The sequence below is a fragment of the Stenotrophomonas riyadhensis genome, assembly GCF_040256885.1.
GTDB lineage: Bacteria > Pseudomonadota > Gammaproteobacteria > Xanthomonadales > Xanthomonadaceae > Stenotrophomonas > Stenotrophomonas riyadhensis.
Map to the genome: position 1 here is coordinate 3,707,185 of NZ_CP155568.1, position 26,734 is coordinate 3,733,918.

The 26,734-nt window shown below is 66.5% G+C and carries 18 protein-coding genes; 2 read left to right on the forward strand and 16 right to left on the reverse strand.

Features of this window, described 5'->3' with window-relative positions:
• Positions 1-27: 27 nt before the first annotated feature.
• The 11 genes from SriyCCGPB3_RS17180 to SriyCCGPB3_RS17230 all read right to left on the reverse strand — a co-directional run bounded on the left by SriyCCGPB3_RS17180 (position 28) and on the right by SriyCCGPB3_RS17230 (position 12,288).
• Positions 28-1,743, reverse strand: a complete 1,716-nt coding sequence (locus SriyCCGPB3_RS17180; protein ID WP_350259547.1) for a BatD family protein — start codon at positions 1,741-1,743, stop codon at positions 28-30.
• Positions 1,740-3,578 (reverse strand): vWA domain-containing protein, encoded by a 1,839-nt coding sequence (locus tag SriyCCGPB3_RS17185; protein ID WP_350259548.1) that lies wholly within the window; start codon positions 3,576-3,578, stop codon positions 1,740-1,742. Before SriyCCGPB3_RS17185 ends, SriyCCGPB3_RS17180 begins: the two co-directional genes overlap by 4 nt.
• Positions 3,575-4,579 carry a vWA domain-containing protein gene (locus SriyCCGPB3_RS17190; protein ID WP_110713440.1) on the reverse strand — a complete coding sequence of 335 codons (1,005 nt, stop codon included), beginning with the start codon at positions 4,577-4,579 and terminating at the stop codon, positions 3,575-3,577. The genes SriyCCGPB3_RS17185 and SriyCCGPB3_RS17190 overlap by 4 nt, the downstream gene beginning before the upstream one ends.
• A complete protein-coding gene (locus SriyCCGPB3_RS17195) occupies positions 4,576-5,025 on the reverse strand; it encodes a DUF4381 family protein (RefSeq protein ID WP_350259549.1) in 450 nt (149 codons plus the stop codon). The genes SriyCCGPB3_RS17190 and SriyCCGPB3_RS17195 overlap by 4 nt, the downstream gene beginning before the upstream one ends.
• Positions 5,022-5,951 carry a DUF58 domain-containing protein gene (locus tag SriyCCGPB3_RS17200; protein WP_350259550.1) on the reverse strand — a complete coding sequence of 310 codons (930 nt, stop codon included), beginning with the start codon at positions 5,949-5,951 and terminating at the stop codon, positions 5,022-5,024. The genes SriyCCGPB3_RS17195 and SriyCCGPB3_RS17200 overlap by 4 nt, the downstream gene beginning before the upstream one ends.
• Before the next feature lie 8 nt (positions 5,952-5,959).
• Positions 5,960-6,985: an AAA family ATPase gene (locus SriyCCGPB3_RS17205; protein ID WP_110713444.1), complete on the reverse strand. Its 1,026-nt coding sequence runs from the start codon at positions 6,983-6,985 to the stop codon at positions 5,960-5,962.
• Between the two features lie 173 nt (positions 6,986-7,158).
• The gene (locus SriyCCGPB3_RS17210) at positions 7,159-9,126 is read right to left on the reverse strand and encodes a type IV pilus secretin PilQ (RefSeq protein ID WP_350259551.1); all 1,968 of its coding nucleotides are present in this window, start codon (positions 9,124-9,126) and stop codon (positions 7,159-7,161) included.
• 21 nt (positions 9,127-9,147) lie between these two features.
• A complete protein-coding gene (locus SriyCCGPB3_RS17215) occupies positions 9,148-9,654 on the reverse strand; it encodes a pilus assembly protein PilP (protein WP_350260381.1) in 507 nt (168 codons plus the stop codon).
• A 26-nt stretch (positions 9,655-9,680) separates the two neighbouring features.
• Positions 9,681-10,337 carry a type 4a pilus biogenesis protein PilO gene (locus SriyCCGPB3_RS17220; RefSeq protein ID WP_110713450.1) on the reverse strand — a complete coding sequence of 219 codons (657 nt, stop codon included), beginning with the start codon at positions 10,335-10,337 and terminating at the stop codon, positions 9,681-9,683.
• The gene (locus SriyCCGPB3_RS17225; RefSeq protein ID WP_350259552.1) at positions 10,334-11,230 is read right to left on the reverse strand and encodes a PilN domain-containing protein; all 897 of its coding nucleotides are present in this window, start codon (positions 11,228-11,230) and stop codon (positions 10,334-10,336) included. Before SriyCCGPB3_RS17225 ends, SriyCCGPB3_RS17220 begins: the two co-directional genes overlap by 4 nt.
• Positions 11,230-12,288: a pilus assembly protein PilM gene (locus tag SriyCCGPB3_RS17230; RefSeq protein WP_010484061.1), complete on the reverse strand. Its 1,059-nt coding sequence runs from the start codon at positions 12,286-12,288 to the stop codon at positions 11,230-11,232. Before SriyCCGPB3_RS17230 ends, SriyCCGPB3_RS17225 begins: the two co-directional genes overlap by 1 nt.
• Before the next feature lie 219 nt (positions 12,289-12,507).
• Here SriyCCGPB3_RS17230 and SriyCCGPB3_RS17235 point away from each other — a divergent pair, with 219 nt between their 5' ends.
• Both SriyCCGPB3_RS17235 and SriyCCGPB3_RS17240 read left to right on the forward strand, forming a co-directional pair.
• The gene (locus SriyCCGPB3_RS17235) at positions 12,508-14,931 is read left to right on the forward strand and encodes a penicillin-binding protein 1A (RefSeq protein ID WP_350259553.1); all 2,424 of its coding nucleotides are present in this window, start codon (positions 12,508-12,510) and stop codon (positions 14,929-14,931) included.
• A gap of 379 nt (positions 14,932-15,310) precedes the next feature.
• On the forward strand, positions 15,311-15,955 hold the full coding sequence (locus tag SriyCCGPB3_RS17240) for a hypothetical protein (RefSeq protein WP_010484059.1): 645 nt from the start codon (positions 15,311-15,313) through the stop codon (positions 15,953-15,955).
• 281 nt (positions 15,956-16,236) lie between these two features.
• Here SriyCCGPB3_RS17240 and SriyCCGPB3_RS17245 read toward each other — a convergent pair whose 3' ends face one another.
• The 5 genes from SriyCCGPB3_RS17245 to SriyCCGPB3_RS17265 all read right to left on the reverse strand — a co-directional run bounded on the left by SriyCCGPB3_RS17245 (position 16,237) and on the right by SriyCCGPB3_RS17265 (position 26,724).
• Complete coding sequence (locus SriyCCGPB3_RS17245; protein WP_071229172.1) at positions 16,237-16,980, reverse strand: hypothetical protein; 744 nt, start codon at positions 16,978-16,980, stop codon at positions 16,237-16,239.
• Positions 16,981-17,049: 69 nt separating this feature from the next.
• Positions 17,050-22,074, reverse strand: a complete 5,025-nt coding sequence (locus SriyCCGPB3_RS17250; protein WP_350259554.1) for an ESPR-type extended signal peptide-containing protein — start codon at positions 22,072-22,074, stop codon at positions 17,050-17,052.
• A gap of 58 nt (positions 22,075-22,132) precedes the next feature.
• Positions 22,133-22,840: a pilus assembly protein gene (locus SriyCCGPB3_RS17255; protein WP_350259555.1), complete on the reverse strand. Its 708-nt coding sequence runs from the start codon at positions 22,838-22,840 to the stop codon at positions 22,133-22,135.
• Between the two features lie 18 nt (positions 22,841-22,858).
• Positions 22,859-23,995 (reverse strand): CfaE/CblD family pilus tip adhesin, encoded by a 1,137-nt coding sequence (locus SriyCCGPB3_RS17260; protein ID WP_350259556.1) that lies wholly within the window; start codon positions 23,993-23,995, stop codon positions 22,859-22,861.
• Complete coding sequence (locus SriyCCGPB3_RS17265) at positions 23,992-26,724, reverse strand: TcfC E-set like domain-containing protein (protein ID WP_350259557.1); 2,733 nt, start codon at positions 26,722-26,724, stop codon at positions 23,992-23,994. The genes SriyCCGPB3_RS17260 and SriyCCGPB3_RS17265 overlap by 4 nt, the downstream gene beginning before the upstream one ends.
• Positions 26,725-26,734: the final 10 nt, after the last annotated feature.

Below are 26,734 nucleotides of genomic sequence, written 5' to 3' on the forward strand. Positions count from 1 at the left end.
CTAACAAAGCGCGCAAGCGGCGCCGGTTCAGGTTCGCCGTGGCGGATACAGCGGCGCCAGGCCAGTGTCGGCGGTGCCCGTAGCCGCCGACCAGTGCGGTCCGTCACGGAAGACCTCGCGCAGGCGCACACGCAGCGGCGCCAGATCACCCTGCCCGCCCCAGCGCGCCTGCTGCAGGTCCTGCAGCACCTGGCGCTGGGCGGCATCCTCAAGCCGCGCGATGACCTGCTCGATGCGTTCAACGCCGGCCATCGCACACAGCTGTGCTTCCACCTGGTCGAAGCCTTCGCCATCCAGCGCCCGGCGCAGTTCGGCCAGGCCGGCACGCCCGCTCGCCACAGTCGGCACAGCGGGCTTGCCCGCCACAGGCGCCACTGCACGCGGGCGCCGGCCACGCTGCCAGCCCCACAGCAGGGTCAACAGCCACAGCAATGCCAGGCCGATGGCGGCGCCCATCCATGGCCACGGACGTTCGGCCAGGCCACTAGCGCGTGGATCGGCCGCCGCGATGCGGCTGTCCTGGCCATCGGCACCGGGCAGCGCCGCATCGGTGTCGATCGGCGGCAACGGTGCCGGTGTGGCCGTGCCACCCCCATTACCCGCGGCGACGACCAACGTCAGGTCCGGCAGCTTCGCTTCCTGTGCCTTGCCATTGCGCACGTCCCACCAGGGCAGGCGCGGCCCCGGCACCACCAGCGAACCCGGCTGGCGCGGCACGATCGAATAGCGGCGGGTGATCTTCAGGCGCGGCGTGCTGCCGTTGAAGGTCTCTTCGTACTGTGCCGGTTCGGCGAACACCTGCGCAGCGTTGCCGACGTCCGACACCGGCAGATCGGTGAACTGCGCGCGGGTCGCGCCTTCGGCAACCGCTTCGACCACCACGTTGGCGGCCTCACCGCTGCGGGCGCTGGTCGGCGCACTGGTGTAGCGCAGCTGCAGGCTCTGCAGCGGCAGCCATGGCTGCGGTGCCTGTGCCGGTTGTGCCTGCACCTGCAGCGTGCGGTCCGCACCGGTGGCATTCATGCGGCCGTCGCCGCCACCGAAGAAGTCATCGAAGAAACCGCCGGCACTGCGCCCGTTGAAGCGGGCACCGGCGAGGCGCAACGCACCACTGCGCTCCGGAATCAGCAGGAAGCGGCGTTCGACCATGTTGTAGCGGCGGCCGTTGACCTGGCGCACATCGGTGCGGTCGTCACCTACCCGCTGCAGCGACGCACCCGCCGGGGTATCCAGCACCAGTTCGCCCGACGCCAGCTGCGACGCGAAGTACAGACGCACGACCACGCCCACGCTCTGTTGCACGTAAGGCGTCTCGTCATCGACCACGGTCTCGATGAAGGCCATCGCATTGCTGTCCGGACCGGCCACGACGGCCGCATCCACCTGCAGGGTCAGCGGCGCGGTGCGCGTGCTGCCCACCTGCAGGCCCGGAACCACCAGCGCGCCGCTGCGCCGTGGCGTCAGCGCCACGCCATACAGGTTGCGCTGCTGCATGCTGCCGTTGCTCCACTCCACCTGGCGGCTGCTGGTCTGCCCGCTGAGATCGAAGTCGGTACGCAGCGGTGTGAAGTCTGGCGCGCCCTGATCACTCTCGACATTGAGAGTGACCGTGTCGCCCATCGCGATGCGGTCGCGGTCCAGCCAGGCACGCGGCTGCGCCCAGGCCAGCAGCGGCAGCCACAGCAGCAGTGCCGCCAGTACCTGCAATGGCCAGCGCCCGTGCATGTTGATCGCCCGCGTCATCGCCCTTCCCTCTTCCTGCGTTCGTTTTCCAGCTGGAACTTGGCCCGCAACAGCGCACCCGGATCATCCGGTACGCGCCGCATCCACGCCTCCACCGCCTGTTGCTCCTCGCGCTGGCGCGGGGTGCTGCCCTCACTGCCCGGCACCGGCTTGCCGTCCTTGTCAGCCTTGCCCTCGCGCGCCTGCTGCATTGCCTGCTGCATGCGCTGGCGCTGCTGTTGGTCGGCCTGCGCCTGTGCCTTGGCATCTTCCACCTGCGGCGGTGCCTGCTGGCCATCGCGGCCACGCTCGCCGGGCTGCGGGCTCGACTGGGATGTGTCGTCACCCGCCTTGGGCTGCCCCTGCTGGCCCGACCGCGGCTGCCCTTGGCCGGGATCCTGCTGGCCCTGCTGCGGTTGCTGGCCCTGCGGGTTCTGCTTGCCCCGCGAATCGTCCTGCTGCGTCTGCTGGCCGTTCTGCGGCGGCTTCTGCTGATCCTGGCCCTGCCCGCCCGACTGCTTGCGCTTGCGCGCGGCATCGACCACGGCACGGTTGGCCACCGCATCGGCCATGCCGGGATGCAGTGCCAGCGCGCGGTCGTAGGCGGCGATGGCCTCATCGTAGTTGCCCTGGCGTGCCAGCGCGTTGGCCAGGTTGTACCAGCCTGCATCGCTGTCGATGCCTTCGAACTGCTTGCGTGCACTGGCAAAGTCGCCATTGCGGTAGGCCTGTACGCCTTCGGCCAGGCGCTGGTGCTGCAGTTGGTCGGCGCGCTTCCACAGGGTGCCCTGCACGGGCGGCGAAGACGGTGCAGCAGGCGTCTGTGCCTGTACATCCGTCATCCACGGCAACAGGCCAACCGCCAGCACGGCGGCCAGCACCGCGCGGCGACGGAAGGCCAGCAGCGCCAGCAGCATCACCGGCGGCAGCAGCCAGAAGCCCTCGTCACGCCATTGCTTGCCTTCGCCCGGCCGTTGCGCTGCCGTACCCTCGCGCGCATCCAGCACGCCCAGTGCGCGCAGGTCACTGTCATCGGCCGCGATGCGCGCATAGCGCCCACCGCCTGCCGTGGCCAGCGCGCGCAGGCTGCCTTCATCCAGCGCGGTCTGGCGGATCTGGCCACTGCTGTCGCGATAGGCGGCACCGGCTGGCGTGCCCAGGCCCAGCACCGACACCTGCATGCCGAGACTGCGCGCCTGCGTGGCCGCCAGCGTCGCTTCACCGTCGGCCTGATCGGTGACCAGCAGGATCTGCCCCTGCGGCGCAGCAATCTGCCGCATCAACCGGGTGGCCCAGTCGATGCCGCGGTCGGCGCGCTGGCCCTCGCGCGGCATCACATCGGGCGACAAGGCATCCAGATACAACGCAACATTGCTGCCGTCGTCGGTCAGCGGCGCGACGGTATAGGCATCGTCGGCATACACCACCAGGCCGACCTGTCCGCCCTGGCGTGCGCGCAGCAGTTCACCCACCTTGGCCCGCGCCTGCAGCAGGCGCGAGGGCGGCAGATCGGTGGCGGTGATCCGGCTGGACAGGTCCAGCACCACCAGCAACGGCGCGCTGGCCTGGAACATCGGTTGCGCCTGCTGGCGCCAGCTCGGTCCGGCCATCGCCAGCGAGGCCAGCGTCCAGCCCAGCAGCAGTGCCCACGGCAGGCGCGCACGACGGCGCGTTCCGGCAGCCAGCAGATGCGGCAACAGGTGTGCATCCACCGCCTGTCGCCACACATCGCTGCGTCGCTGCCGGTACAGCGCAAGCACCAGGATCACTGGCAACGCGAGCAAGGCCCACAGCCATTCCGGGCGCAGGAAGTGCAGCGCGTTCCAGTCAGGAAGATTCGACGCCAATGCGATCATCGGCGTCGCTCCGGCCACAGCCAGGCCAATGCGCCCAGCAGCAACGCCAGGCCCAACGGCCATGCATAGCGTTCTTCGCGCGGGCGCAGGCTCGGCCCCTTCGCCGCGATCGGCTCCAGCCGATCCAGTTCGGCATAGATGCCGGCCAGCTGCACGGTATCGCGGGCGCGGAAGAACTGGCCACCGGTCATGCTCGCGATCTTCTTCAAGGTGGCCTCGTCAACCGGGTCCTGATCGGCGGAAATGGGAATGCCGAACAGGCGCATGCTGCCATCGCCACCAAACGCAACGGTGTGGATGCGTACGCCCTCGGCACGCGCGACTTCGGCGGCACGCAGGGGTTCCAGCACGCCGGCATTGCTGACGCCGTCGGTCAGCAGGATCAGCACGCGCTGGCCTTCGGGCTGGCTGCGCAGGCGTTTCACCGCCAGGCCGATGGCATCACCGATGGCGGTCTCGCGCCCGGCCAGACCAACCACGCTGTCGCGCAACTGGTCGCGCACGCTGGCCAGATCGGCAGTCAGCGGCGTGAGTGTGTAAGCGCGGTCGCCGAACACCAGCAGGCCGATGCGGTCACCGGCACGGCGGTCGAGGAAGTCGGCCAGCACGGCCTTGGCGGCGGTGAGGCGATCGACCGCCTGCCCGCCCAGCACCATGTCGCCCTCGCCCATGCTGCCGGACACGTCCATCGCCAGCATCATCTGCCGGCCCTCCTGCGGTGGCGTGACTGCCTCACCCAACTGCTGCGGACGGGTCAGCGCGATGCACAGCGCGCACCAGCCCAGCCACAGCAGCAGCGTACGCAGCCACGACACATCAACGCGTCCACCACCGGCCAGCGCTTCCAGTTCGGTGGCCGCATATGGCACGCGCAGCGCGGCGCCCGGATCAGCACGACGTTTCCACCAATGCATCAGCAATGGCAACGGCAACGCCAGCAGCGCCAGCGGCCACGCCAGCTGCAGGTCCGGCCACGGCCAGTAGCTCGCCAGCAGGTTCATCGACGGCGCTCCAGCAGCATGGCCAGATAGCGCTCGCGCGCCCAACTGCGCACGGCGCCCACTTCGCTGGCGTCAACGCGTGGACGGTAGGCCCCTTCGGCCAGCAGGCTGCGGCGGGCATCGGGCAACGTGCCCTGCGGATCCACCCGCTGCCACCAAGCGTCGTCGCGCAGGGATTCACTGCCGGGCCGTGCCTGACGTGCGGCGCGACGCAGCAGTCCTGCGATCGCCGCCAGTTCCGCAGCAGCATCGGCGGTCGATGCCAGCTCCCGGTCGAACAGCTGCAACCAGCGTTGGCGGCGACGGCGACGCTGCCAGCCGAAGAATGCGACCACCAGCAGCACCAGCAGGACCGCACCTGCGATCATCAGATAGCCCGGTGCCGGCGGCCACCATGAGGGCGCGGGCGGCAGCTGCACGTCGCGCAGCGGCAGGTTCGCGCTCATGCCGGCACCTCGGTCGGTGACGGCGCCAGCCAGGCGTCGCTGGCTGCATCGGTGGACAGTACCTGCACGTCGACGCGGCGTGCGCCGAGCTGGCGCCGCAGCGCCTGCAACGGTTCGACGAAGTGCGCCTGCCAATGTGCCTGCACCTCGCTGCGGCGCAGGTCGAGACCGATGCGCTGCTGCGCGGTCTGGAACTGCAGCGCGGCCGAGGGCGGCCGCATCTCCAACGGATCGACCAGCAGCACCAGGCTGAGGTCATGGTGCTGGGCCAGCGCGCCCCAGCGCGCCGGTGGAATGCGGATGGCCTGCTGCGGATCGGCCAGCACCAGCATGCGCGCACCCGGGCGCAGCACGCGGGCGGCGTGGTCCAGCGCGCGCTCCAGGCCGAGGTCATCGGCAGGCGGCTGTGCATACCAGCGGGTGAGTGCATCGAGCACGCGCAACACGCCACGCGGGCCGCCGGCGGGTGCGATGGGCGGCTCACGATCACTGCCGCGCAATGCACCGATGCGGTCGCCCCGACGCTGCGCCGACCATGCGGCGACGGCGCCCGCGCGCGCGGCCTGCACCGACTTGAAGCGTACGCGGGTGCCGAAATACAGGGCCGGCGACGTATCGGCCACGATCAGGCTGACCCGCTCGCGCTCGGCCTGGAACAGCTTGGTGTGGGCACGGCCGGTCCGCGCGGTCACCCGCCAGTCGATATGCCGCGCATCATCACCGGCCACGTACTCGCGTGACTCGGCGTATTCCATGCCGCGCCCACGCAGCGGCGACGGCGCCTGCCCGGCGTTGCCCGCACGGCCACGGCGCTGCGGTGGCGGCCGCTGTGCAAGGCGGCGCAGCGCCACCAGTTCGGACAGCTGCGGGCGCAGCCCGTCGCCATCGCTGGCGTTGGATGCAGGTTCCAGGGACGGATCGGTCATGCGCAGGCTCAGGGTGCCGGCACCCGGGCCAGCAGCTCCTGCACCAGGCGCTCACCATCCCAGCCTTCGGCGGTGGCCTCGTAGCTGGGCAGCACGCGATGGCGCAGCACGTCGGCAGCGACCGCACGCACGTCATCAGGGGTGACGAAATCGCGGCCGGCCAGCCAGGCGCGCGCACGTGCGCAGCGTTCCAGCGCGATCGATCCACGCGGGCTTGCACCCCAGGCGATGCGGCGGCCGAGACCCGCGTCATAGCGCGACGGATCGCGCGAGGCCAGCACCAGTTCGATCAGGTAGCGCTCCAGCGCTGGTGCCATGTGCAGGTCCAGTACTTCGCGACGGGCATCGAACACATCCTGCATCGGCAGCTTCTCCGGTGCCGGTGCCGCCTCGCCCAGCGCGCCACGGGCGCGCTCGCGGGCCAGCCGCAGGATCTCCGATTCGGCGGCCTGGTCGGGGTAGCTGATGCGCACATGCATCAGGAAACGGTCCAGCTGCGCTTCGGGCAGCGGGAAGGTGCCTTCCTGCTCGATCGGGTTCTGCGTGGCCATCACCAGGAACAGCGACGGCAGTGCGTAGGTGTGGCGACCCACGGTGACCTGGCGCTCGCCCATCGCTTCCAGCAGCGCCGACTGCACCTTGGCCGGTGCGCGGTTGATTTCGTCGGCCAGCAGGATCGGATGGAAGATCGGACCGGGCACGAATTCGAAGCGACCTTCCTGCGGGCGCCAGATCTCGGTGCCGGTCAGATCGGCCGGCAGCAGGTCGGGGGTGAACTGCACACGGGCGAAATCGGCCTCCAAGCGCGCGGCCAGCGCGCGGATGGCGGTGGTCTTGGCCAGGCCCGGGGCACCTTCCACCAGCAGATGGCCGTCGGCCAGCAGGGCAATCAGCAGACGTTCGACCAGTGCGGCCTGGCCCACGATCTCCGCTGACAGCGCGTCGCGCAGCTGGGTGAAGGCGGCATGCAGGCGGGAGGTGGCCGGCGCAGGCGGCGGCGAGGCGGTTTCGGGCATCGGCGGTGGCAGGTTCATGGGGGCCTTTGACCGGCGCGGGACGGCACGGGTTCCCGACATCATCGCAGGGTGCCCTGCGATTGGCATCAAGAACGGCTGAACGGCCCATCCGCGCATGGCGTGGATCTACCGGCGGAAACGAAGAAGGGCCGCACGCGGCGGCCCTTCTTCGCATCATGGGTTGCGCGGGCTTAGTTCTGCTTGGCCACGCGCAGCACCTTCGGGGTGACGAACACCAGCAGCTCGGCCTTGTCCTTGTTGCGGCCACGCTTCTTGAACAGGTTGCCGAGGAACGGCACGTCGCCGAGGAACGGCACCTTGTTGATGCTGCTGCGGTCGGTGAACTCATATACGCCACCGATGACCACGGTCTGCCCATCCTCGACCAGTACCGCGGTGTTGACCTCGCGGCGGTTGATCGACGGCACCGTGCCGTAACCGTCCAGCTGGATGAGCTGGTCCACTTCGTCCTTCTTCACCTGCATGTTGAGGAAGACGCGGTTGTCGTTGGTGATGGTCGGGGTGACCTTCAGCTCCAGCACCACTTCCTTGAACTGCACGTTCGGCGTGGCAATGCCGCTGGCACCACCACCGCTGATGGTGACGTAGCCGATTTCCTTGCCCTGCTTGATCAGCGCTTCGCGCTGGTTGGTGGTGACCACGCGCGGGTTGGAGATCACTTCGCCACGGGACTCTTCCTGCATGGCCGACAGCTCCACATCCAGCAGGTACCCGGCGTTGAGGATCGACAGGGCCAGCGAACCCGGATTGCTGGCCGTCGCGACCGGCAGGCTCCAGTTCAGGCCACGGGTGATGGTCGAGCCCGTCGGCACCGGCGGGGGACCGACGCGGCCGCCAGCAATCCAGTCACGCTCGGCCTTGGCATTGTCCTGCGCCGTCTTGACCTGCGATTCGCGGGTCAGGCGATTGGATTCCAGATTGCCGCTGAAGTACACATTGTCACGGCTGCCACTGATGCCGAACTTCGCACCCAGCTCGCGGGCGAAGGTATCGGTGGCGATGACGATGCGGCTTTCGATCAGCACCTGGTCGACCGGGCGATCAATCACACCGATCAGTTCGCGCATGCGCGCGATCTTCTTCGGAATGTCGCTGATCATCAGCGTGTTGGTGCGCTCGTCGGCGACGATGCGGCCACGCGAGGACAGGAAGCCGCTGTCTTCCTGCGACGGCGAGCCCGAGCCACCTGCACCACCGCTTCCGCTGCCGCCGATACCCTTGGCTTCGGTCAGCGCTTTGAAGATCTGGGTGGCGCTGTGGTAGTTGATCTGGACGTAGTCGGTAACCAGGTCCTCGCGGTTCTCGATGGCGATGCGCGCGTCTTCCTTCTCCTGCTCGAACTTGGCCAGTTCAGCCTGCGGAGCGACCCAGATCACGCTGCCGTCGCGGCGCTTGTCCAGGCCCTTGGCACGCAGCACGATGTCCAGCGCCTGGTCCCACGGCACATTGACCAGGCGCAGGGTCACATTGCCCTGTACCGAATCGGACGCCACCACGTTGAGATTGGATTCTTCAGCGATCAACTGCAGCACGGTGCGCACCGGCACGTCCTGGAAGTTGAAGGTCACCGGCTTGCCGGTGAAACCGCGCTGGCCGACAGCCTTGGCGGCCTGGGTGACGCTGCCGGCAGTGACCGCACCGACGGCGGCCGGAGCCTGCCGCGGGCTGATCTCCACCACGTACTCGTTGCCGCTCTGGTAGGCCAGCGATTCCACGGCGCCACCGGTGCTCAGCACCAGCTGGGTGCCGGCACCGGACGGCTTGGCATCAATGCGCTGCACCGGCGTGGCGAAGTCGGTGACGTTCATCGGCTTCTGCAGGTTGGCCGGCAGTCGGGCGTTGCCGACGTCGACCACCACGCTGTTGCCCTGCGTGCGCAGGTCCGGGATCGCACCCTGGCCGTCGAACTGGACGATCAGGCGCCCGGCGCCGTCATCGCCACGCTTGAAATCGATCTTGGCCACCGACAGGCCGGCCGGCGCGTTCGCCGGGGCCACGGTAGCGCCCACCGGCTTTTCCGCCGGTGCGGCGGCCAGCGCCGGAGCGCAGGCCAGCATCAGCGCGACTCCCAACGCGCTGACACGGTTCAAGGTAGAGCGCCGGATGGGACGCAGCCCCTTGGCTTGGTGAAAGGTCATCGTGCTATCCCCAGTAAACGATCATTGATCTTCAAGCGAGAGCGTTGCCGGCCGTTCCAGCCAGCCGCCCGCGCCATCCGGCACCAGTTCGATCAGCTCCACGCGGTCTTCGAAGACCGCCGTGACCCGCCCGTCGCTCTGCCCGAGGTAACCGCCCGGGCGCACCCGGTAGGTCACCTTGTCCGGCCCCATCACCAGCGCGACGGTGCCTGCACCGGTGCCGATGGTACCGACCATGTCCAGTGCATCCAGCGGGAAGCCTTCCAACGGCTCCTTGCGCCGGTTCGGATCCGGACGCATTCCGCCATTCCCCTGCTGCGGATTGGTCCAGGCATCGGTGAACGGGTCGCGCATGCCCTGCGCGGAGTACTCGAAGGTCTCGAACTGCTGCATCACCGGCAGCGGCTCCAGCGGCTGTGCCGGTCGTGCACGCTCGCCCTCCACCCACTTTTCAAGATTCGGCGCATCACCCGGCGTGCTGGTCACGCCGCGGCCGCATGCGGCCAGCAGCAGCACGGCAGCCGCCATTCCACAACGTGCAAAGAAGGAACGGATCACTTCTTGTCCTCCTTGCCGGCCTCAGCCTTCTGCTGTTCCTGCACCTCGGTCTCGTCCAGGTAGCGATAGGTCTTGACCGTGCCGGACAGTTCCAGCGCGCCACTGCGGACGTTGCCGCTGGTTTTGTCCTTGGGCTTGAGGTTGATGTCGTGCATGGTCAGGATCACCACCCGCGGCAGCGAGGCCACGCCGCTGACGAACGCGCCGAACTGGTGGTAGCTGCCCACCATCCGCAGCTTGATCGGCTTCTCGGCGTAGAACTCCTTGACCTGCTCCTGCTCGGGCTCGAACAGCTCGTTGGTCAGGCCGCTGGACAGCGCGGTCTGCGAAATGTCGATGATCAGGTCCGGCATTTCGGTCTTGCTGGGCAGCTGCCGCAGCATCTGCTGCAGCACCTGCTCCATCTGCGCCAGCTGCTGCTTCAGCGGCGCCAGGTTCACCGCGCGTTCCTGCTGCTTGGTGAACTCCGAACGCAGCTCGGTTTCCTTCGATTCCAGGCCGGCCAGTTCCTCGCGCTTGCCGCTGATCAGCAGCATCCACGCCAGGAACATGATCACCAGTGCCAGCAGCGAACAGAAGACGATCTTGGCCTTCTGCGGCCAGTTGCCGATGTCGTTGAAATCCAGGTTCTTCAGATCGATCTTCTGGCTCATGCGCGGTCCCCCTGCAGCGGGGCATTGAAGGCCTGCGGCGGCTGCGCCAGGCGGCTGCCCTCAGGCTTCGGGGCAGGCTGGGCAGCCGGTACGGCCGGTTGGTTCGGCTTGGCCGGAGCAGCGGCCGGCGCACTTGCCGGCGCGGCAGCAGGTGCCGCCGGCGTCGGTGCAGCCGGGTTCGCTGCCGGACCTGCAGCCGGAGCCGCAGGCGTGGCCGCATCCGGGCCAGCGGCGAGCGGTGCCACCGGCGCCGGCGCAGCCGTCGCCACCGAACCGTCGGCGTTCAGGCCCGGCGTCGCCGCCACTTCCTCGCTCTGTGCCGGCAGTTTCACCTTGACCACGAACACGTACGGCAGCGCCTTGATATCCGCAACCGGGCCGGTCTTGCCGTCCTTGTCCTTCTCGGGGTCACGCGCTTCGATGATCGACAGCTCCGGGTTGGTCATCCAACCGGAGGTCTCCAGGTTGCGCATGTAGGCCGAAACACGGGCATTGGACTGGGTACGGCCTTCCAGGGTCAGCACATCGCCTTCCTGCTTCAGCGCGGTCAGCACCAGGCCATCGGGGATCGTGCGCACCAGCGCATCGAACAGGTGCACCATCTGCGAGCGCTTGGCCTGCAGTTCCTCGATCACCTTCTTGCGGGCCAGCAGGCGGTCCTTCTGCGCGTCGAGGCGGTCGATCTCCTTGTTCTGTTCCTTGACCTTCTCGATCTCGGCTTCCAGATAGGCGTTGCGGTCCATCTGGCCGCTCACCTGGCGGTCGTAATAGAACCAGATCAGCAGCGACAGCAGCAGGCCACCGATCGCGGCCATGCCCAGCATTGCGTAGAACTCGCGCTGGCGTTGCTTGCGCCGTTCGGCGCGCCAGGGCAATAGATTGATGCGTGCCATCAGTCGAAGCTCCTCAGCGCCAGACCGGTGGCGATCATCAGCGCGGGGGCATCCTGGGCCAGCGCATGCGCGTTCACCTTCGGGCCCAGGGTCATCTGTGCCAGCGGGTTGGCGACCACGGTCGGCACGCCCAGCTGTTCCTCGACCATTTCCGGCAGACCGCCGAGCACGGCGCAGCCGCCGGCCAGCACGATGTGGTCGACGCGGTTGAACTCACTGCCCGCATAGAAGAACTGCAGCAGGCGGCTGATCTGCTGGACCGTGGCTTCCTTGAACGGCTCCAGCACTTCCATCTCGTAGCTTTCCGGCAGCCCGCCCTGGCGCTTGGCCAGTCCGGCTTCCTCGTAGCTCAGGCCGTAGCGGCGCATGATCTCGTCGGTCAGCTGCTTGCCACCGAACACCTGTTCGCGGCTGTACAGGCTGCGGCCGCCGCGCAGGACATTGAGGGTGGTCATGGTGGCACCGATGTCGACCAGCGCGACCACGCCCTCGATGGATACCGGCAGCTCGCTGGCGACCAGGGCATAGGCGTTCTCGACCGCGAAGGCCTCCACGTCCATCACCTTGGCCTGCAGGCCACCCAGCTCCAGCGCCGACTGGCGCAGTTCCACGTTCTCCGAACGCGACGCGGCCAGCAGCACCTGGACCATCTCCGGGTTGTTCGGGATCGCCCCGATCACCTCGAAGTCCAGGTTCACTTCCTCGATCGGGTACGGAATGTAGTTGACCGCTTCCAGCTCGATCTGGGCTTCCATGTCGTTTTCGTCGAGCTCGGCCGGCATCGGGATCACCTTGGTGATCACCGCCGACCCGGCGACGGCGGCAGCGGCCAGCTTGGCCTTGCTCCCCGAGCGGTTCATCGCACGGCGGATGGCCTCACCCACGGCCTCCACTTCCACGATGTTCTTCTCCACCACCGCATTCGGCGGAAGAGGTTCCACAGCGTAATGTTCCACACGAAAACGGTTGCCACTGCGGGACAGCTGCAAAAGCTTTACCGCAGTCGAACTGATGTCGACGCCCACAAGCGGCGACTGACTTTTTGGGATGAGCCCCACGGTTTCTCCCCTGCCGACGGGCACTTGGACGCAAGACCTGCGCCCGAGCATTAATAACGTATTCTTAGCAAATGGCAACGGCCCTGCTGTGAAGTCCCTCACGGATTCACCATGCAGCCCCTGACTGTTCCCTTTGCGCTCCCCGGCGGCGACCCCAGCCGCCACCTTGCGTAATCTATACTCTGCGACCACGAAATTCGCAATCGGAATCTGAACCCGATGACTCGACTCCGCCGCTGGCTGCGCTGGATCTTCCTGATTGTCCTGGTCCTGGCGCTGATCGGCGCGGCCGCCGTGGGCGGTCTGTACTACGCTGTGTCCTCCAAGCTGCCCGACGTGCAGACCCTGCGCGACGTTGAAATGCAGGAGCCGATGTACGTCTACGCTGCCGACGGCAAGCTGATGGCCGTGTTCGGCGAGACCCGGCGTACCCCGATCACCATGAAGGACGTGCCGGAGAAGCTGAAGCAGGCGTTCCTGGCCACCGAGGACGCCCGCTTCTACGAGCATGGCGGCGTGGACTACATGGGTATCGGCCGCGCGGTGTGGCTGCTGGCCACCACCAACGACAAGCGCGTGCCGGGTGGCTCCACCATCACCCAGCAGGTCGCCCGCCAGTTCTTCCTCAGCTCCGAGTACAGCTATACCCGCAAGCTGGCCGAGATCCTGCTGGCGCGGAAGATCGAGTCCGAGCTGAGCAAGGACGAGATCTTCGAGCTGTACCTGAACAAGAGTTTCTTCGGCAACCGCGCCTACGGCGTGGCCGCCGCTGCCGAGTTCTACTACGGCAAGAAGCTGAACGAGCTGGACCTGGACGAGATGGCCTCGCTGGCCGGCATCCCCAAGTTCCCGTCCTCGGGCAACCCGATCTCCAACCCGGAGCGTGCCCGCCAGCGCCGCGACAACTATGTGCTGCAGCGCATGGCCGACCTGAAGTTCGTCAGCCAGGCCGAGGCCGACGCGGCCAAGGCGGTGCCGATGCACGCCACCGCGCATGAGCCGCCGGTGCAGGTCGATGCCCCGTACGTGGCCGAGCTGGTGCGCCAGGAAATGATCGCCCGCTTCGGCGGCGATGTGGTCAACAAGGGTTACCACGTCACCACCACCATCGACTCGACCCTGCAGACCGCCGCCAACCTGGCTGTCCGCGATGGCCTGCTGCTGTACGACCACCGCCACGGCTGGCACGGCGTGGAGAAGCAGGTCCAGGTGAGTGCCGGCGAAGACGCCGCCGCCCTGGCCGAGCACCTGCGTGGCATGTTCGCCCAGGCCGGACTGCTGCCGGCCATCGTCGCCAGCACCGGCGCCGACGGCAGCGCCACCGTGGTGCTGGCCAACCGCAGCGAGATCGTGCTGCCGGCCGGTGCCGCCAAGTGGACCAACAAGACCCCGGGCAAGCTGGTGCAGCGCGGCGACATCGTGCGCGTACGCGCCGGTGCCAAGGACGGTGAGTGGCTGCTGGACCAGCTGCCGCGCGGCCAGTCCGCGCTGGTCTCGCTGGATGCCCACAACGGCGCGCTGAAAGCGCTGGTGGGTGGCTTCAGCTTCTCCGGCAACAAGTTCAACCGCGCCACCCAGGCCCGTCGCCAGCCGGGTTCGAGCTTCAAGCCGTTCGTCTACGCGGCTGCCTTCGACAAGGGTTACAACCCGGCCTCGATCGTGCTCGACGCCCCGGTCGTGTTCCGCGACCGCCGCGGCAAGACCTGGGCCCCGCAGAACGACGGCGGCGGCTTCCGCGGCCCGATGCGCCTGCGTGAAGCGCTGGTGCAGTCGCGCAACCTGGTCTCGGTGCGCCTGCTCGATGGCATGGGCGTGGACTACGCGCGCAAGTACATCAGCGAGTTTGGCTTCGCCGAATCGGAACTGCCGCCGAACCTGTCGATGTCACTGGGTACTGCCTCGCTGACCCCGCTGTCGGTGGCCCGTGGCTACGCCGTGTTCGCCAACGGCGGCTCGCGCGTGGACACCTGGCTCATCGACCAGGTGAACGACCGCGACGGCAACCTGGTGTTCAAGGAAAACCCGGCACTGGCCTGCCGCGACTGCGCCGGCAGCAGCGACCAGCCGGTCAACCAGGTGGTGGACGGCTTCAACTTCGGTGCCCCGGCCCCGAAGGTGGACCCGGCCGCCGCGGCCAAGGCCGAAGCCAAGACCGAAACCCCGGCGGCTCCGGCCAACCCGGATGCCCGCACCGCCCCGCGCGCGATCGACGCCCGCACCGCCTACCAGCTGGTGTCGATGATGCGCGACGTGGTCCAGCGCGGTACCGGTGCCCAGGCCAAGGTGCTCGGCCGCGAGGACGTGGGCGGCAAGACCGGCTCCACCAACGACCACCGCGACGCCTGGTTCTCCGGCTTCGGCGGCCCGTACGTGACCACCGTGTGGGTGGGCCGCGACGACTTCCGCTCGCTGGGTTACCGCGAATACGGTGGCAAGGCCGCGCTGCCGATCTGGATCGACTACATGCGCACCGCGCTGAAGGACACCCCGATCGCGCAGAACGACCCGCCCAGCGGCATGGTCCAGGCCACCCTCAACGGCGCCACCGAGTGGGTGAAGGTGGAAGACATGGACCGCCTGACCGACTACGACCTGAACCTCAATACGCCGCAGGCCGACGCCGCCGCGTTCGATATCTTCTGAGGAAGGGTTTGGTGGGTGCCAACCGTGGGTTGGCACCGATGCGGCTCTGGTAGATGCCAACCTTGGTTGGCGCCCCGTGCCGACCAAGGTCGGCACCTACCAGAGCGTTGGTGGGTGCCAACCTTGGTTGGCACTGATGCTGCCCTGGTAGACGCCAACCTTGGTTGGCGCCTCGTGCCGACCAAGGTCGGCACCCACCAGAGCGTTGGTGGGTGCCAACCTTGGTTGGCACTGATGCTGCCCTTGTAGACACCAACCTCGGTTGGCGCCCTGTGCCGACCAAGGTCGGCACCCACCAGAGCGGTTGCATCCGCCATACCCACGCAGATGTCACATCCGTGCGCTAGTCTGTAGCCAGGTCGCAACAGGGAGTCATCGCATGCATCGCGCCCGTCAGCATGCTGCCAGCCAGACCCGCGAGCGGCGTCACCGCCTCGCCCACGAAGCCGCCCGCCTGATGGCCGAAGGCGGCATCCGCGACTACCACCAGGCCAAATTGAAGGCCGCCAGCCGGCTCGGCATCCACGACGATGCCTCCCTTCCCCGCAACACCGAGATCGAAGACGCCCTGCGCGAGTACCAGCGGCTGTTCTCCGGGCCCCAGCACGGCAACGAACTGCAGCGCCGCCGTGAAGCCGCGATGCGCGCGCTGGAGTTCCTGCACGGCTTCTCCCCGCGCCTGGCCGGTCCCGTACTGGACGGCACCGCCGACGCCAACAGCCCCGTGCAACTGCACCTGCACAGTGACGACCCGGAAGCCGTGCACCGCTTCCTGGACGAACACGGCATTCCCGCCGAATCGCGGACGCGTCGCCTGCGCATGGACCGCGAACGCTGCCTGGACGTGCCGGTGTGGGTGTTCAGTGCCGAGGAGCTGACCTTCGACCTGGCCGTGCTGCCGTACGACGCACTGCGTCAGGCGCCGCTGTCACCGGTGGATGAGAAGCCGATGCGGCGCGCGTCTGTAGCGCAGTTGCGGCAGGTGCTGGCCGAGGCGGAGATCACCGCGTACATCGGCGGGTGACGGTAGCGCCGGTCCATGGCCGGCGAGCGCAGCGGTGCCTGCCTTGGGTGGGTGCGGACCGTTGGTCCGCACTGTGCTTCGGGCATTTCGATGGCTGACCGGAGAACAGTCGAGCATGGCTCGACTCTACAGGGGCGCTGCACCCGTGTTTGGTAGGTGCGGACCGCTGGTCCGCACTGTGCTTCGTGCATTTCGATGGCTGAGCGGAGAGCAGTCGAGCAAGCTCGACTCTACAAAAGCGGTATTACCTGCTCTGGCAGATGATGCCCATCTTGCTCCCGCTACCAGACAAAACGGGTATCGCGCAGCGGGTCGCTGAGCAGCCGCGGCAACCACGGTGCGGGGGCACGCTGCGGATATTCCCGCATCATCTGTGCGTGCATGGCCTGCAGGTCCCGCAACACCCAGGACTGGTAGTAGATGTCGTTGAACCCATCCGACCAACCACTCTTCACCCGCTCATGCTCGTCTGCCTCCAACGACGGCATCTGGTCCAACGACACCTCCAGGATCGTCGCCAGCGCAGCGTTGATCTGCGCATTCTCAACACCCGCCTGGCGCACGTAGTCCAATCGATCGAGGACCCGCCGGCAATCGTAGGGAAAGCACCCACCTGTGGCCATGATGTAGTCAGCGATGTCCGCCAGCATGTCGGCTTTCAGCCGCCACACCACTTCGCTGTCCATCACCTGCCGTACCCGTATCGTGCGCAGCGTGCTTGCCCGCACCTCCTCCGGCGTAGTGAACGGAGCACCCGGCGTGCTGCCCGCGTGGCGCACCAGCACGATGCGATGGATCGCCTCCCTGGTGACACCCTCGATGCGCAGCGCCGCTGTCTCCGGGTGCACGCGCGGCGTCGGCACGCTCAGCATCCGCCACATGTACCACAGCACCAGCAACAGACCGGCGATGCATAGTCCGCTCATCAGCGTCCACAGATCCAGGTTCCGTGTGTAGTAGCGATAGCGCGCCCGCCAGATGTAGAACGTGCGATAGCTGATGATTCCCTTTACCCATCTGTACATCGCCATCTCCTGGGCGAGGACCCCGGCGCGGCGGGGTGGATTACGCGCGTCACGCCGGGGCTCCATGGCTTACCAGCCGATGCCCACACCGACGCCCATGCTGCGCTCACCGCTGTTGGTGAACGCACCATTGAGGCTGAAGGTGGCCGAGCCCTTCTCATTGAGCACGCGCTGGTAGCCCACCGCCATCGCCGACTCACCCTCGCTGTAGCCCACGCCCGCACCAAGGCGGTTGTAGGTGGCCAGGCCGGCGGTGTTCATCGCCATCGCCGTCTGTGCGCTGCTCATCGCCGCCATGCGGTTGAAGCGCTTGTCCATCTTGTCCAGGCGGCGCTCGAAGTTGCTGATCGCCCCATCGGTGTACTCGTTGGCACGGGCCAGCATCTTCTCCAGCTCGGCGGTGTCCACCTGCGGCTTCGGCGAGTCGTCCTTGTTGATCTTCGGCTGCGGTATGGGCTTGTCGCCCTCGCCTACCGACGCGACCTGCTGGGAATCCTTGCCTTCCGGTACCACCGAAGTTTCATCGGTCTGCGGCTTCGGCACCGAGGACGACGCCAGGGCACGCGGTGCCGGGGCATCGTCGATGCGCTGCTCCAGCCCATCCATGCGGCCATTGAGCTGCTGCTGCATCGAATGCAGCTGGTCACCGTTGACCGCATCGCGGCTGCCGGCCGCGATCAGGCCGTTGGCCACGTTGGAGATGACCATGCCGTTGGCGCCGGCGAGGGTGAGCTGGTTGACACCATCGACGCGGACCGAGGGGGTGTCCTGGAAGACGGAGCGGAGCTGGGTCTCGACCTTGTCCACGCGCGAGGTGTTGGTGACGAGCGCGCCATCCAGTGCTTCAAGTGCGCCATTCAAGGTGGACTGCGCCTGGCCCTGGACGTTGAAGCGCGGGGCGACGATGTTGCCGTTGGCATCCACCTCGCCACCGAGGGCGGAGAGTGCACCACGCAGCTGGCCGACGGTGGCGGCGTTGTGGTTGGCGGTGCCGTTGGCGATGTTTACGAGGCGGCGTTCAGTTCCCGCACTCCCGAAGGATGCAGTTCCTGCCTCAGTGGCTTCAGACCCCACACCCAGCGCCAATGATCCCTCTGCGCCCACGTGGACTCTTGAACTTGCACCAATTGAAACCCCGTTCGTCGACGCGACATGTGCACCAGCCCCCACCGCGAAGCCATTCAAAGCGTTCGCTGACACGGAAGATCCACGGCCTATAGCGACAGAATTTACGCCCAGCGAAGAGGCAAACGAACCGATAGCCGTCCCTCCCTCGCCCTGCGTGCGAGCCGAGTCACCAATTGCAACCCCCAAGAAGCCCGCAAACGCATCTTCGCTGAGCTGATCCGTATTAATTCTGAGGAACCGTCCCTGATGCTCAATCTCGGATACGCGGTCACTTACCGAAAACAACTGTCGACCCGTAACTACATCTCGACTATCTGCCGAGATAGAGCCGTCGGCCACGCCAGTCAAGCGCGCACCACCGAAGTCGATTGGGCCGTTTGCATCCATCTCTCGCATTGCCTGCTGCCCCATCTCCCGATCCTTGCGCATCGCGTCCAGATCATTCCGATTCTGCGAGATCTTCTGCTCTGCGGCGTACAGCTGGTTGCCCGTTACGGCATCACGGCTTCCTGGGGCCACCCGGCCATCGGCAAGATTGGTCAGTACCATGCCGTTCACGCCATTCAGCGCGATCTGGCTCATGCCGTCGGTACGCGCCGAAGGTGAATCCTGGAAGATCGAGCTGAGCTGACCTTCCACCTTGTCCGCGCGACGGCCGGCGGTGATGACGGCGCCATCGAGTGCCGTCAGCGCATCCTCGACGGTGCTCTGCGTTCCGCCCTGCACCGTGTAGGTCGGGGCGATGATGTTGCCATTGGCATCCATGCCTGCGGCGCCGCCGAGCGTGGCGAGGGAATCCTTGAGCTGGGAGACGGTGGTGGCGTTGTGGTCAGCGGCGCCTCTTTCAACATTGACAAGTCGGCGCTTTAGCAGCCCACCACCGACAGAAACCGTGGAAGCCTCCTCAGCGATTGAACCATTGCCAAGCGCAACGGAGTTCGTAGCTCCCTTCTGCACGTAGCTGCCTGCGCCAACCGCCAGCCCATTCGCTTCCTCAACTCGCGAGCGTGAGCCCAATGCAAAACCGTTCTCCGCATCCTCAGCAACTCCGGACGCGCGCCCGATCGCTACCGAGTTTGTTGCCCGCGCCTTCGCATAACTTCCGATAGCAACACCACCCTCGCCAACAAGTGACGCCTCCGCGGAATCTCCAAGTGCAATTCCCAAGCGACCAGCCTGCGCCTTCACATCATCTATCGGCGCGCCAACCGCCATGAATTTCGATTTCCCCTCAATCTCCCCGATCCTACGACCGGCTTCTTCAACAGCGACCGTGGCTGCCTGCACTGCGGTGTTGGTCGTATACAACTGCCCACCATTCACGGCATCGTTGCTCCCTAGACTCAACACGCCGTTCGCGACACCCGTAATCCGTCGACTCAAACCGAGGCTGTTATGCACATCCAGTAGGCTGCCGCTGTTCCTCTCACCCAGACGTACACTGCCAGCCGGAGAAGCTTGTGCTACCAGCCCGCCCAGCACCGCTGTCTCGGCCAGCGCCTTGGACGCATCCCCCTTTGCGGCCGCAGCTTCCGTGCCCGCAGTCCTGGCAATGCCCTCCACCGTCGCCACCTTGTCATTGGTCGCGTTGAGCTGCCTGCCGTTGACGGCCTCATAGCTGCTGGCGCTGACCACTCCATCAGCCACACCAGTCAGCTTCCGATTCGCGTTCGCGCTATTGCGCACATCCAGCACGGTGCCGCTGTTCTTCTCGCCCACGCGAACATTGCCGCTGGTACTGGCCTGGCTGAGCAATCCATTGAGCGTTCCTACCTGGGTCAGAGCGGTGTTCGCAGTAGTCTTGGCTGCACTGGCGTCACTCAGTGCGGTGCTGACGTTGCTGTTGGTGGTATTGAGCTGCCGGCCTGTCACCGCATCGGTGCTGGTGGTGGACAACGCTGCATCGGCAACACCGGTGATCTTGCGGCTCGCATTGGCGCTGTTCCGCACGTCCAGTACGGTGCCGCTGTTGGCTGCGCCCAGGCGGACATTGCCCGAGGCAGAGGTCTGGCTCAGAAGCCCGGAGAGGGTGTTGGCCTTGGTCAGCGCGCTGTCGGCACTGGTCTTTGCGGCGTCAGCTGTCGTCTGAGCCTTGGCTACAGTCTGCTGGGTATCGAACAGCTGGCTGCCGGTAACAGCATCCGTACTGCTCTTGCTGATACTGCCGTCTGCAACGTACTGGATCTTTCGCCTGACCGAGGCGTTACCCACCGAGACCGAGTTGGCAGAGTAGGTGACGGACCCGGCTCCCAGTGCCACCGCGTTCTCATGCTTGGCCTGGGCACGATCGCCCAGCGCGACCGCGCTGACCGCAGTTGCTTTCGAAAGGTTTCCGAATGCACTGGTATACAGCGCAGTTGCTTCGCTGCTGCGACCCAATGCAGTGCTCTGGCCAGCAGTCGCCTTGCTCTGATAGCCGACAGCGGTACTATGATCGGCCTGGGCCTTGGCATCGGCCCCCATCGCCACGCTCCAGGCGCCAGTGGAGTCGGCCCTGAAGCCCGCAGCGACGCCCCCATTGCCACTTCGGCTGTTGGCGCCCAGGGAGACACCTGAGTTCGACCCGACAATCTTCTTTCCGTCCACGTCCACACCCGCCAACGCGTTGGCCCCCAAGGCCACGCTGCCGCTGTTGTAGGCCTTGGCGGCATCGCCAAGCGCAGTGCTGGCGCCGTAGGCGCCCGTTTCTGCAAGCGCGCCCCTGCCCAGCGCCGGTGCGGCCGCGTCAATACGATTGGCGGCCTTCTGCGCGAGGTCGCGCACTGCAACAAGATCCGCCTTCGCGGCATCGGCAGTCTTCTCGACGGCCGCCACCTTCGTGTTGGTGGCATGCAGCTGGTTACCCGTCATGGCATCCGTGCTGCCGGCACCAATCACGCCATCGGCAAGGTACTGGATGCGGCGTTTCTTGCTCGCATTGCCCACCGATACGGTGCTCGCCGAGGAAGAGACCGAGCCCGCCCCGATCACAAAGGAGTCGGAATGCGAGCCTGCCTTGATCATTCCATTCAAGGAACCGATTTTCTGCTCGGTGGCGTAGAGCTGCTTGCCGGTAACCGCATCGGTGCTGGAACTGCTCACACGAGCGTCGGCAAGATTGACGATGCGGCGTTTGATCGTCTCATTGCCGACCGAAACGGTGTTCCCTTCATTTGCGAGAGAATGCACACCCAACGCCACCGAGCTAGCCGCAGTCGTTCGTGATTCGTAGCCGATTGCCACACTGTCGTGGCTTGCCTGTGACTGCCCCCCCAGCGCAACTGCACCGGTCCAGCCACTCGTGCCCGCGTAGGCGTTTCCACCGATGGCGATCTTTGAAATTCCGCCCGTTGAGTTCGTGCGGGATCCACTACCAACAGAAATCGAGTTGAGGGTTACGGCCCGCGAATCGTGCCCAACTGCAACCGTTCCAGTTCCATCTGCCAGAGCATTGGCGCCCAGTGCTGTCGCATGACCGCCCTTCGCATCCGTTCTGTATCCAAACGCAACACTGAGCATCCCCTCAATTTCTGCCCTTGGTCCAAATGCCGAACTTTTCTCACCTTGGACAATCGTCCCAGATCCAATTGCGGCACTGCCGTTTCCAATGGCGGTTGCACCATATCCAAACGCGCTGCTGTGCTCTCCTGGTGCATTCGCTCTGTCACCATAGGTTGTCGACCATGGTCCGGCCGCCATGATTCCGGCACCTGCCGAATGCATGCCACGCTCCATCGCAGCTGCACTGAACACAGATAGCTCAGATCCACCTTCCAAACACTGGCTTTCATCGCTGAGTTCTTCTGTACACCGAGGCCCAATTTCCGCATGAACCGGCGATGCACCCAGCAGTGCCACGAGCAGGAGAGCGCCGCGAACCCGGGAACCAGCGCTGCCTTTCTTGCCTCCCCTAGCAGGGGACAGCTCGCTGGCCACCACCCAGCACTGCTTGACCTTGTTCCAGATACGGCGATAGATGTGGTTCATGTTTATTCCTTAACAAACAAGGGAAATGAAGCTCCGCGCATGCGCGGAGCAAAGAACGTCAGGCGCTGGGCGCCAGGGTCGTTACGTGATCGCGATAGCTGTCGTTCGACAGTCGGTACTGCAGCTGCAGGGTGCTGCCCGGCTGAAGCTGGAACGGCAAGGTCAGCGCAGCGTCGGGGTACAGGCTTCTGGACAGCTCAAGCGGTGTGCACACACCACTGGTACTGCACTCGGCAGCACCGGTGATGCCCACGCGCAGCGTGCCGGTGTTGCGCAGGGTGTTGCCCTGCAGTTGCAGATCCACGCTGCCCTTGGCAGGCACCACGTTCACCAGCGCGCCCCAGACCAGGCTGACACCAACGTTGGCCTGCGCCGCCTGTTCATCGCCTTCCAGGATCGTGCCGTCGGGGCCCTTCACCCCTTCGAAGTAGATGCGGTAGGCCGCCTCTTTCTCCACCGTCTGCAGCGGAATCACCCGGATCAGGCGATTGCCTCCACCGCTGAGTGCGAACTTGCCAGGCGTGATGGCAATCGCAGCATCGGCGGCCTCCACTTCAATCTCTTCTTCACCCACCTGTGCCGGGTTGGTGATGCGCAGCAGGCGTGCCTGCACGTACTGCGGCTGGGTGGATTGCGAGTACACGCGGATCTTCGTGCCGTGCTTGGCATCCACCGCTGCACGCATCGGATGAATGGACAGATTGGCCTGTGCCGGCGGGGCCAGCAGTGCGCTCAACGGCAACAGGCAGAACAGCAGCTTCTTCATGATGAGCCTCCGAAGGGATCAGGGTTTGGCAGTCGGCACGCGCAGCTCTACCGTCAGCTCGCCGTCGTAGAGACCGGGGCGTTTACTGGCGATGGGCGTGGGCGGTGTTTCCAGCGTCAGTGGCGTGGGCACGCAGTACACGGGTTGGCTGATGCCCGGCAGCAGCACCATGCGTAGTTGCGCGCTGTCGATGCCGCGCAGCAGCTGTTCCTCGCCGTGCTTCATCGCCAGTAGGTTGCCGCCGTAGTTCAGGCCAACCTGGTAGTCGAGGCGCTGGGTGTCGTCGCTGCCGCCATCCTGATGCCAGACCGCGAAGTCGCGCCCCGGCGGTGGGCGCGGCCCGCTATCGCGCACGGTGACGCCGAGGAATTCGCTCTGCGAGCCCACGCCGTCGTAGAGGCACATGTCCACCTCCTTGCGCCCGGCGACCACCTTGCGGATCGGGTCGTAGCGCAGGTCCATGTTGACCAGGGGTGCAACGCCGTCGAAGCCGGGGAAGTAGATCGAGATCGCGTCGTAGTCGGTGACGGTGAAGTCGAAGTTGAAGACGTACTTTGCTAGATGCTGGGCTGGCGGCTTCCTCAGATAGAGATCAAGCGCACCCCGCCAATGTCCTGCTGTTAGATGAGTTAGCTCAGGGGCAAGAATTCGAAGTCCTGCTCCCGTCCCCGCGGGCGGATTCCAGTCGCAAGGAGCGCCAAATGTAGTCCATGGGACATACGATAGGTTGGACCAGTAGCTCGAGTGACAGGCCGCAGTCTGGTCAGCGCGGTAGACGGATGCCAGAAGCGTGAAATCTGCACTCAAGCCGCCGCGCTGCTCAACCAACCGAACGACTACCTTTCCCTCTACTGCCGAAGGTTCAGAAGTATTCTCCGTTGGGCAACGACCGGTGGCCGAATCCGTCGCCGAAGCACACGTGATAAAGAGCGCTCCATATTGTTTTAGTGGATCACGGTCATATGCGACTAAGGTCTTTCTCGCCCATATCTCGATATCCCCGGGCATCGCCGAGCGATCCCATCCCAGCTTGATGTCGCGTGTAATCACTCCGCTTGGCGGATCCGTATCGGGCGGACGTTGCGCCCACGCCCTCGGCGCCAGCACCACCAGCGCACACACCAGCATCAACACCAACAACACACGCCGGTTCATGGCGTTCCTCCTGCAGCAGCGGTCTGGGGCGTGGCGGCAATCAATGCGCGTTCCTGCAGCAGGCGCGTCACCCGGGCCTGCTGGCGGATCTGCGGCGGCAGCTGGGCCACGGCCAGCGGCTCGCAGTGCACGGCGCCGACCAGCAGCACCACCTGGCGGCGCTCGCGCACCTGCAGCGGGCAGTGCAGCAGGCGGTCGTCCTGCAGCAGGTACAGCGTTGTCTCGCGACGCGGGAAGTCGGCAACGAAGCTGCCGTTGGCGCTGGTGCCGGGCACCGGCGCGTTGAGGATGCGGGCACCGCCCAGCGGCGCTCCGGCAAGGTCCTTGGCGTTGCCGATGAAGGTGTAGGTCACCTCGATCGGCACCGGCATGCGCATCAGCCGTCCGGGGCTGAGGAACATCGGCCGTGCGCCGCCCCCCCCGGTCACGCGGATGGCGGCGATGCTGTCCAGCGTGCTGGCGTCCTGTACTTCGGCGCGGTGCGACTGGTACGACGACAGCGGCAGCAATCGGCGCTCGCCAATCTGCAGGCGTTGCCGGCGCAGGCCGCCCACCTGCAGTTCGGCCGCCACGCCACGCAGGTCGACGTCGTCGGTGTCGGCCACCTGCACGGCCAGGCCGGCGTCGGCGCCGTTGCTGCCGCTCCAGTAGAAGCCGCGCTTGCCCAGTGCAAAGCCAGAGCTGTGCATGCCGCTGTAGGCGGTCTCGCTGCGGCCGCGCTGCTGGTAGTGCGCCAGCGTGGCGCCACTCTGGCCGAGGCTGTTCTGCAGCTGGCCGCTGAGCGTGGCGCTGTAACGGTCGCTGTTGTTGGCGCGCAGTTCGGTCGACAGCTCGCGGTACTGCGCGTCCACCTCCTGGCGCAGGCTGTGGCCGACGCTGTAGTTGATGTCCGGGCGCTGGTGCTGCGGCTGGCGCACGTCCACGCTGTAGCGGCGCTGGCCGCTGCCGGCGGTACCGCGCAGCAGACGGGTCAGACTCAGGTTGAAGTAGATGCCGCGGTCGCGTTGGTCACTGCCGCGCAGGCTGTCGCTGGCACGCTGCTGCCACACACCCATGCGGGTGGAGACGCTGAAATCTTGCCAGCGATGGCTGCGGCTGAAGCTGGCCTGCCAGGTGCGGCTGAGCTGCGGCTCGCGGCGCGGTTGCCACGGCGCCGGCGGCGGCAGCAACGGGTCCAGCCCGGCCAGCGGATCGTCTTCCGCACCGGGAAGCTCGCGCCCGGCGCGCCAGGTCTGCCGCCGCGTGTAGCCCACGTAAGCGCTACCACCGGCCAGCGGCAGCGCCATCGAGGCGCTGAGGGAGTTGGCACAGCCCAGCTGATCGCGCGCGTCAGCCTCGAACTGGCAGGCCTTGCCGCGCATGCGCTGCTGGTAGATGTTCCAGGATGCGGTGCGGCGGTACGACAGCTGGTGCTGCTGGCCGGTGCTGCCATCGTTGCCGCGCATGCCGCCGAAGCTGGCGCGTAGTTCCTGGGTGGCGTACAGGCGGCGCAGGTCTACGCGCAGCTCGCCGTAGCGGAAGCCGCCCAGGTCGGCGGCGCCGGCCACCATCGCCACGTCGCGGCCCAGCGGCACGCGCATGCCGGCCACCGCCACGCGTTCGCCATCGAAGCGATCACTGCGACGCTCGTTGCGCCTGCCGCCCTGCACGAACCACTGCCACTGGCTGTTGGTCCAGTCGCCGCCCTTGTCGAACGGCGCGTCTTCGCTGCGCACCAGCACGCCGTCTTCGTAGATGCGCAGGGTGATGGTGTAGTTGCCGAAAGGGAAGTTGCGGGTGTCGATCTGGTTGATGCCGGCCTGCAGGTAGGAGGTCTGCAGCAGGCGCGTGCCGTCGTAGGCATCCACGCGTGCGTCGCGGGCCAGCAGCACGGTCAACGGCGTGGCCTGCACGGCGGCATCGGAGTCGACATAGGCCTGGGTGGTACCCACGCGCAGGCCCTGCAGGCGGTCCAGCGGCAGCATGCTGAAACTGAAAGTGCCGCCCTGCGGGCTGGACAGGTTGCGGCGGTCCATGCGCCCGGCCTGCAGGTAGTGCGCCTGCCCCAGGTCGTGGCGGTAGTAGACGTTGTCGAACTGGAACGCGCTGTCACTGCCACGGCTGCGGTAGCGCTGCTGGTTGAAGTTCCATTCGGCGGAGACATGCCCGCGATCGAACAGGCCCAGCACACCGGTGCCGCGCGCGGACAGCGTCTGGTAGTCGCGGCTGCCGCTGACATTGATCACCTGCTGGTGCAGGAAAGCGTTCTCGGCGTTGGCACTGACGGTGTGGAAGCGTTCGGCAGCCGGCTTGCCCGGAATCCACTGGCGGGCGACGAACAGGCGCACCGCGCCCTCGCCTTCGTCGTACAGCGCGCGCACGGCGGCGGGGTCTTCTGGTGGATCGAGATAGCCGCAACCAGCAGTGGCGCCACCGAAGCGGCAGGCCAGGTGGCTGTTGCGCGGCATGGGCTGCGACAACGCGGGCAGCAGCGCGGCCTGCGCCTCGGCCGGGAGGTCGAGCGACTGCAGCACGCTTGCTGGATCTTCCAGCTGCACGTGCTCCAGAGTCACGCGCACCGGCGACAGCCCGGCCGAGCGGCCGAACAGCTGGATATCGAGTTGTTCGGTCTGGCCTTGGACCAGATCCTCGAAGCCGGGCGGGACGCCGCGTGCGGCCACCAGTGGAGTGGACAACGCCAGGGCGAGCGCGACCGCCAGCCGGGTGATGGCGGGGGCGTGTGGGGTCATGGGGGCACCG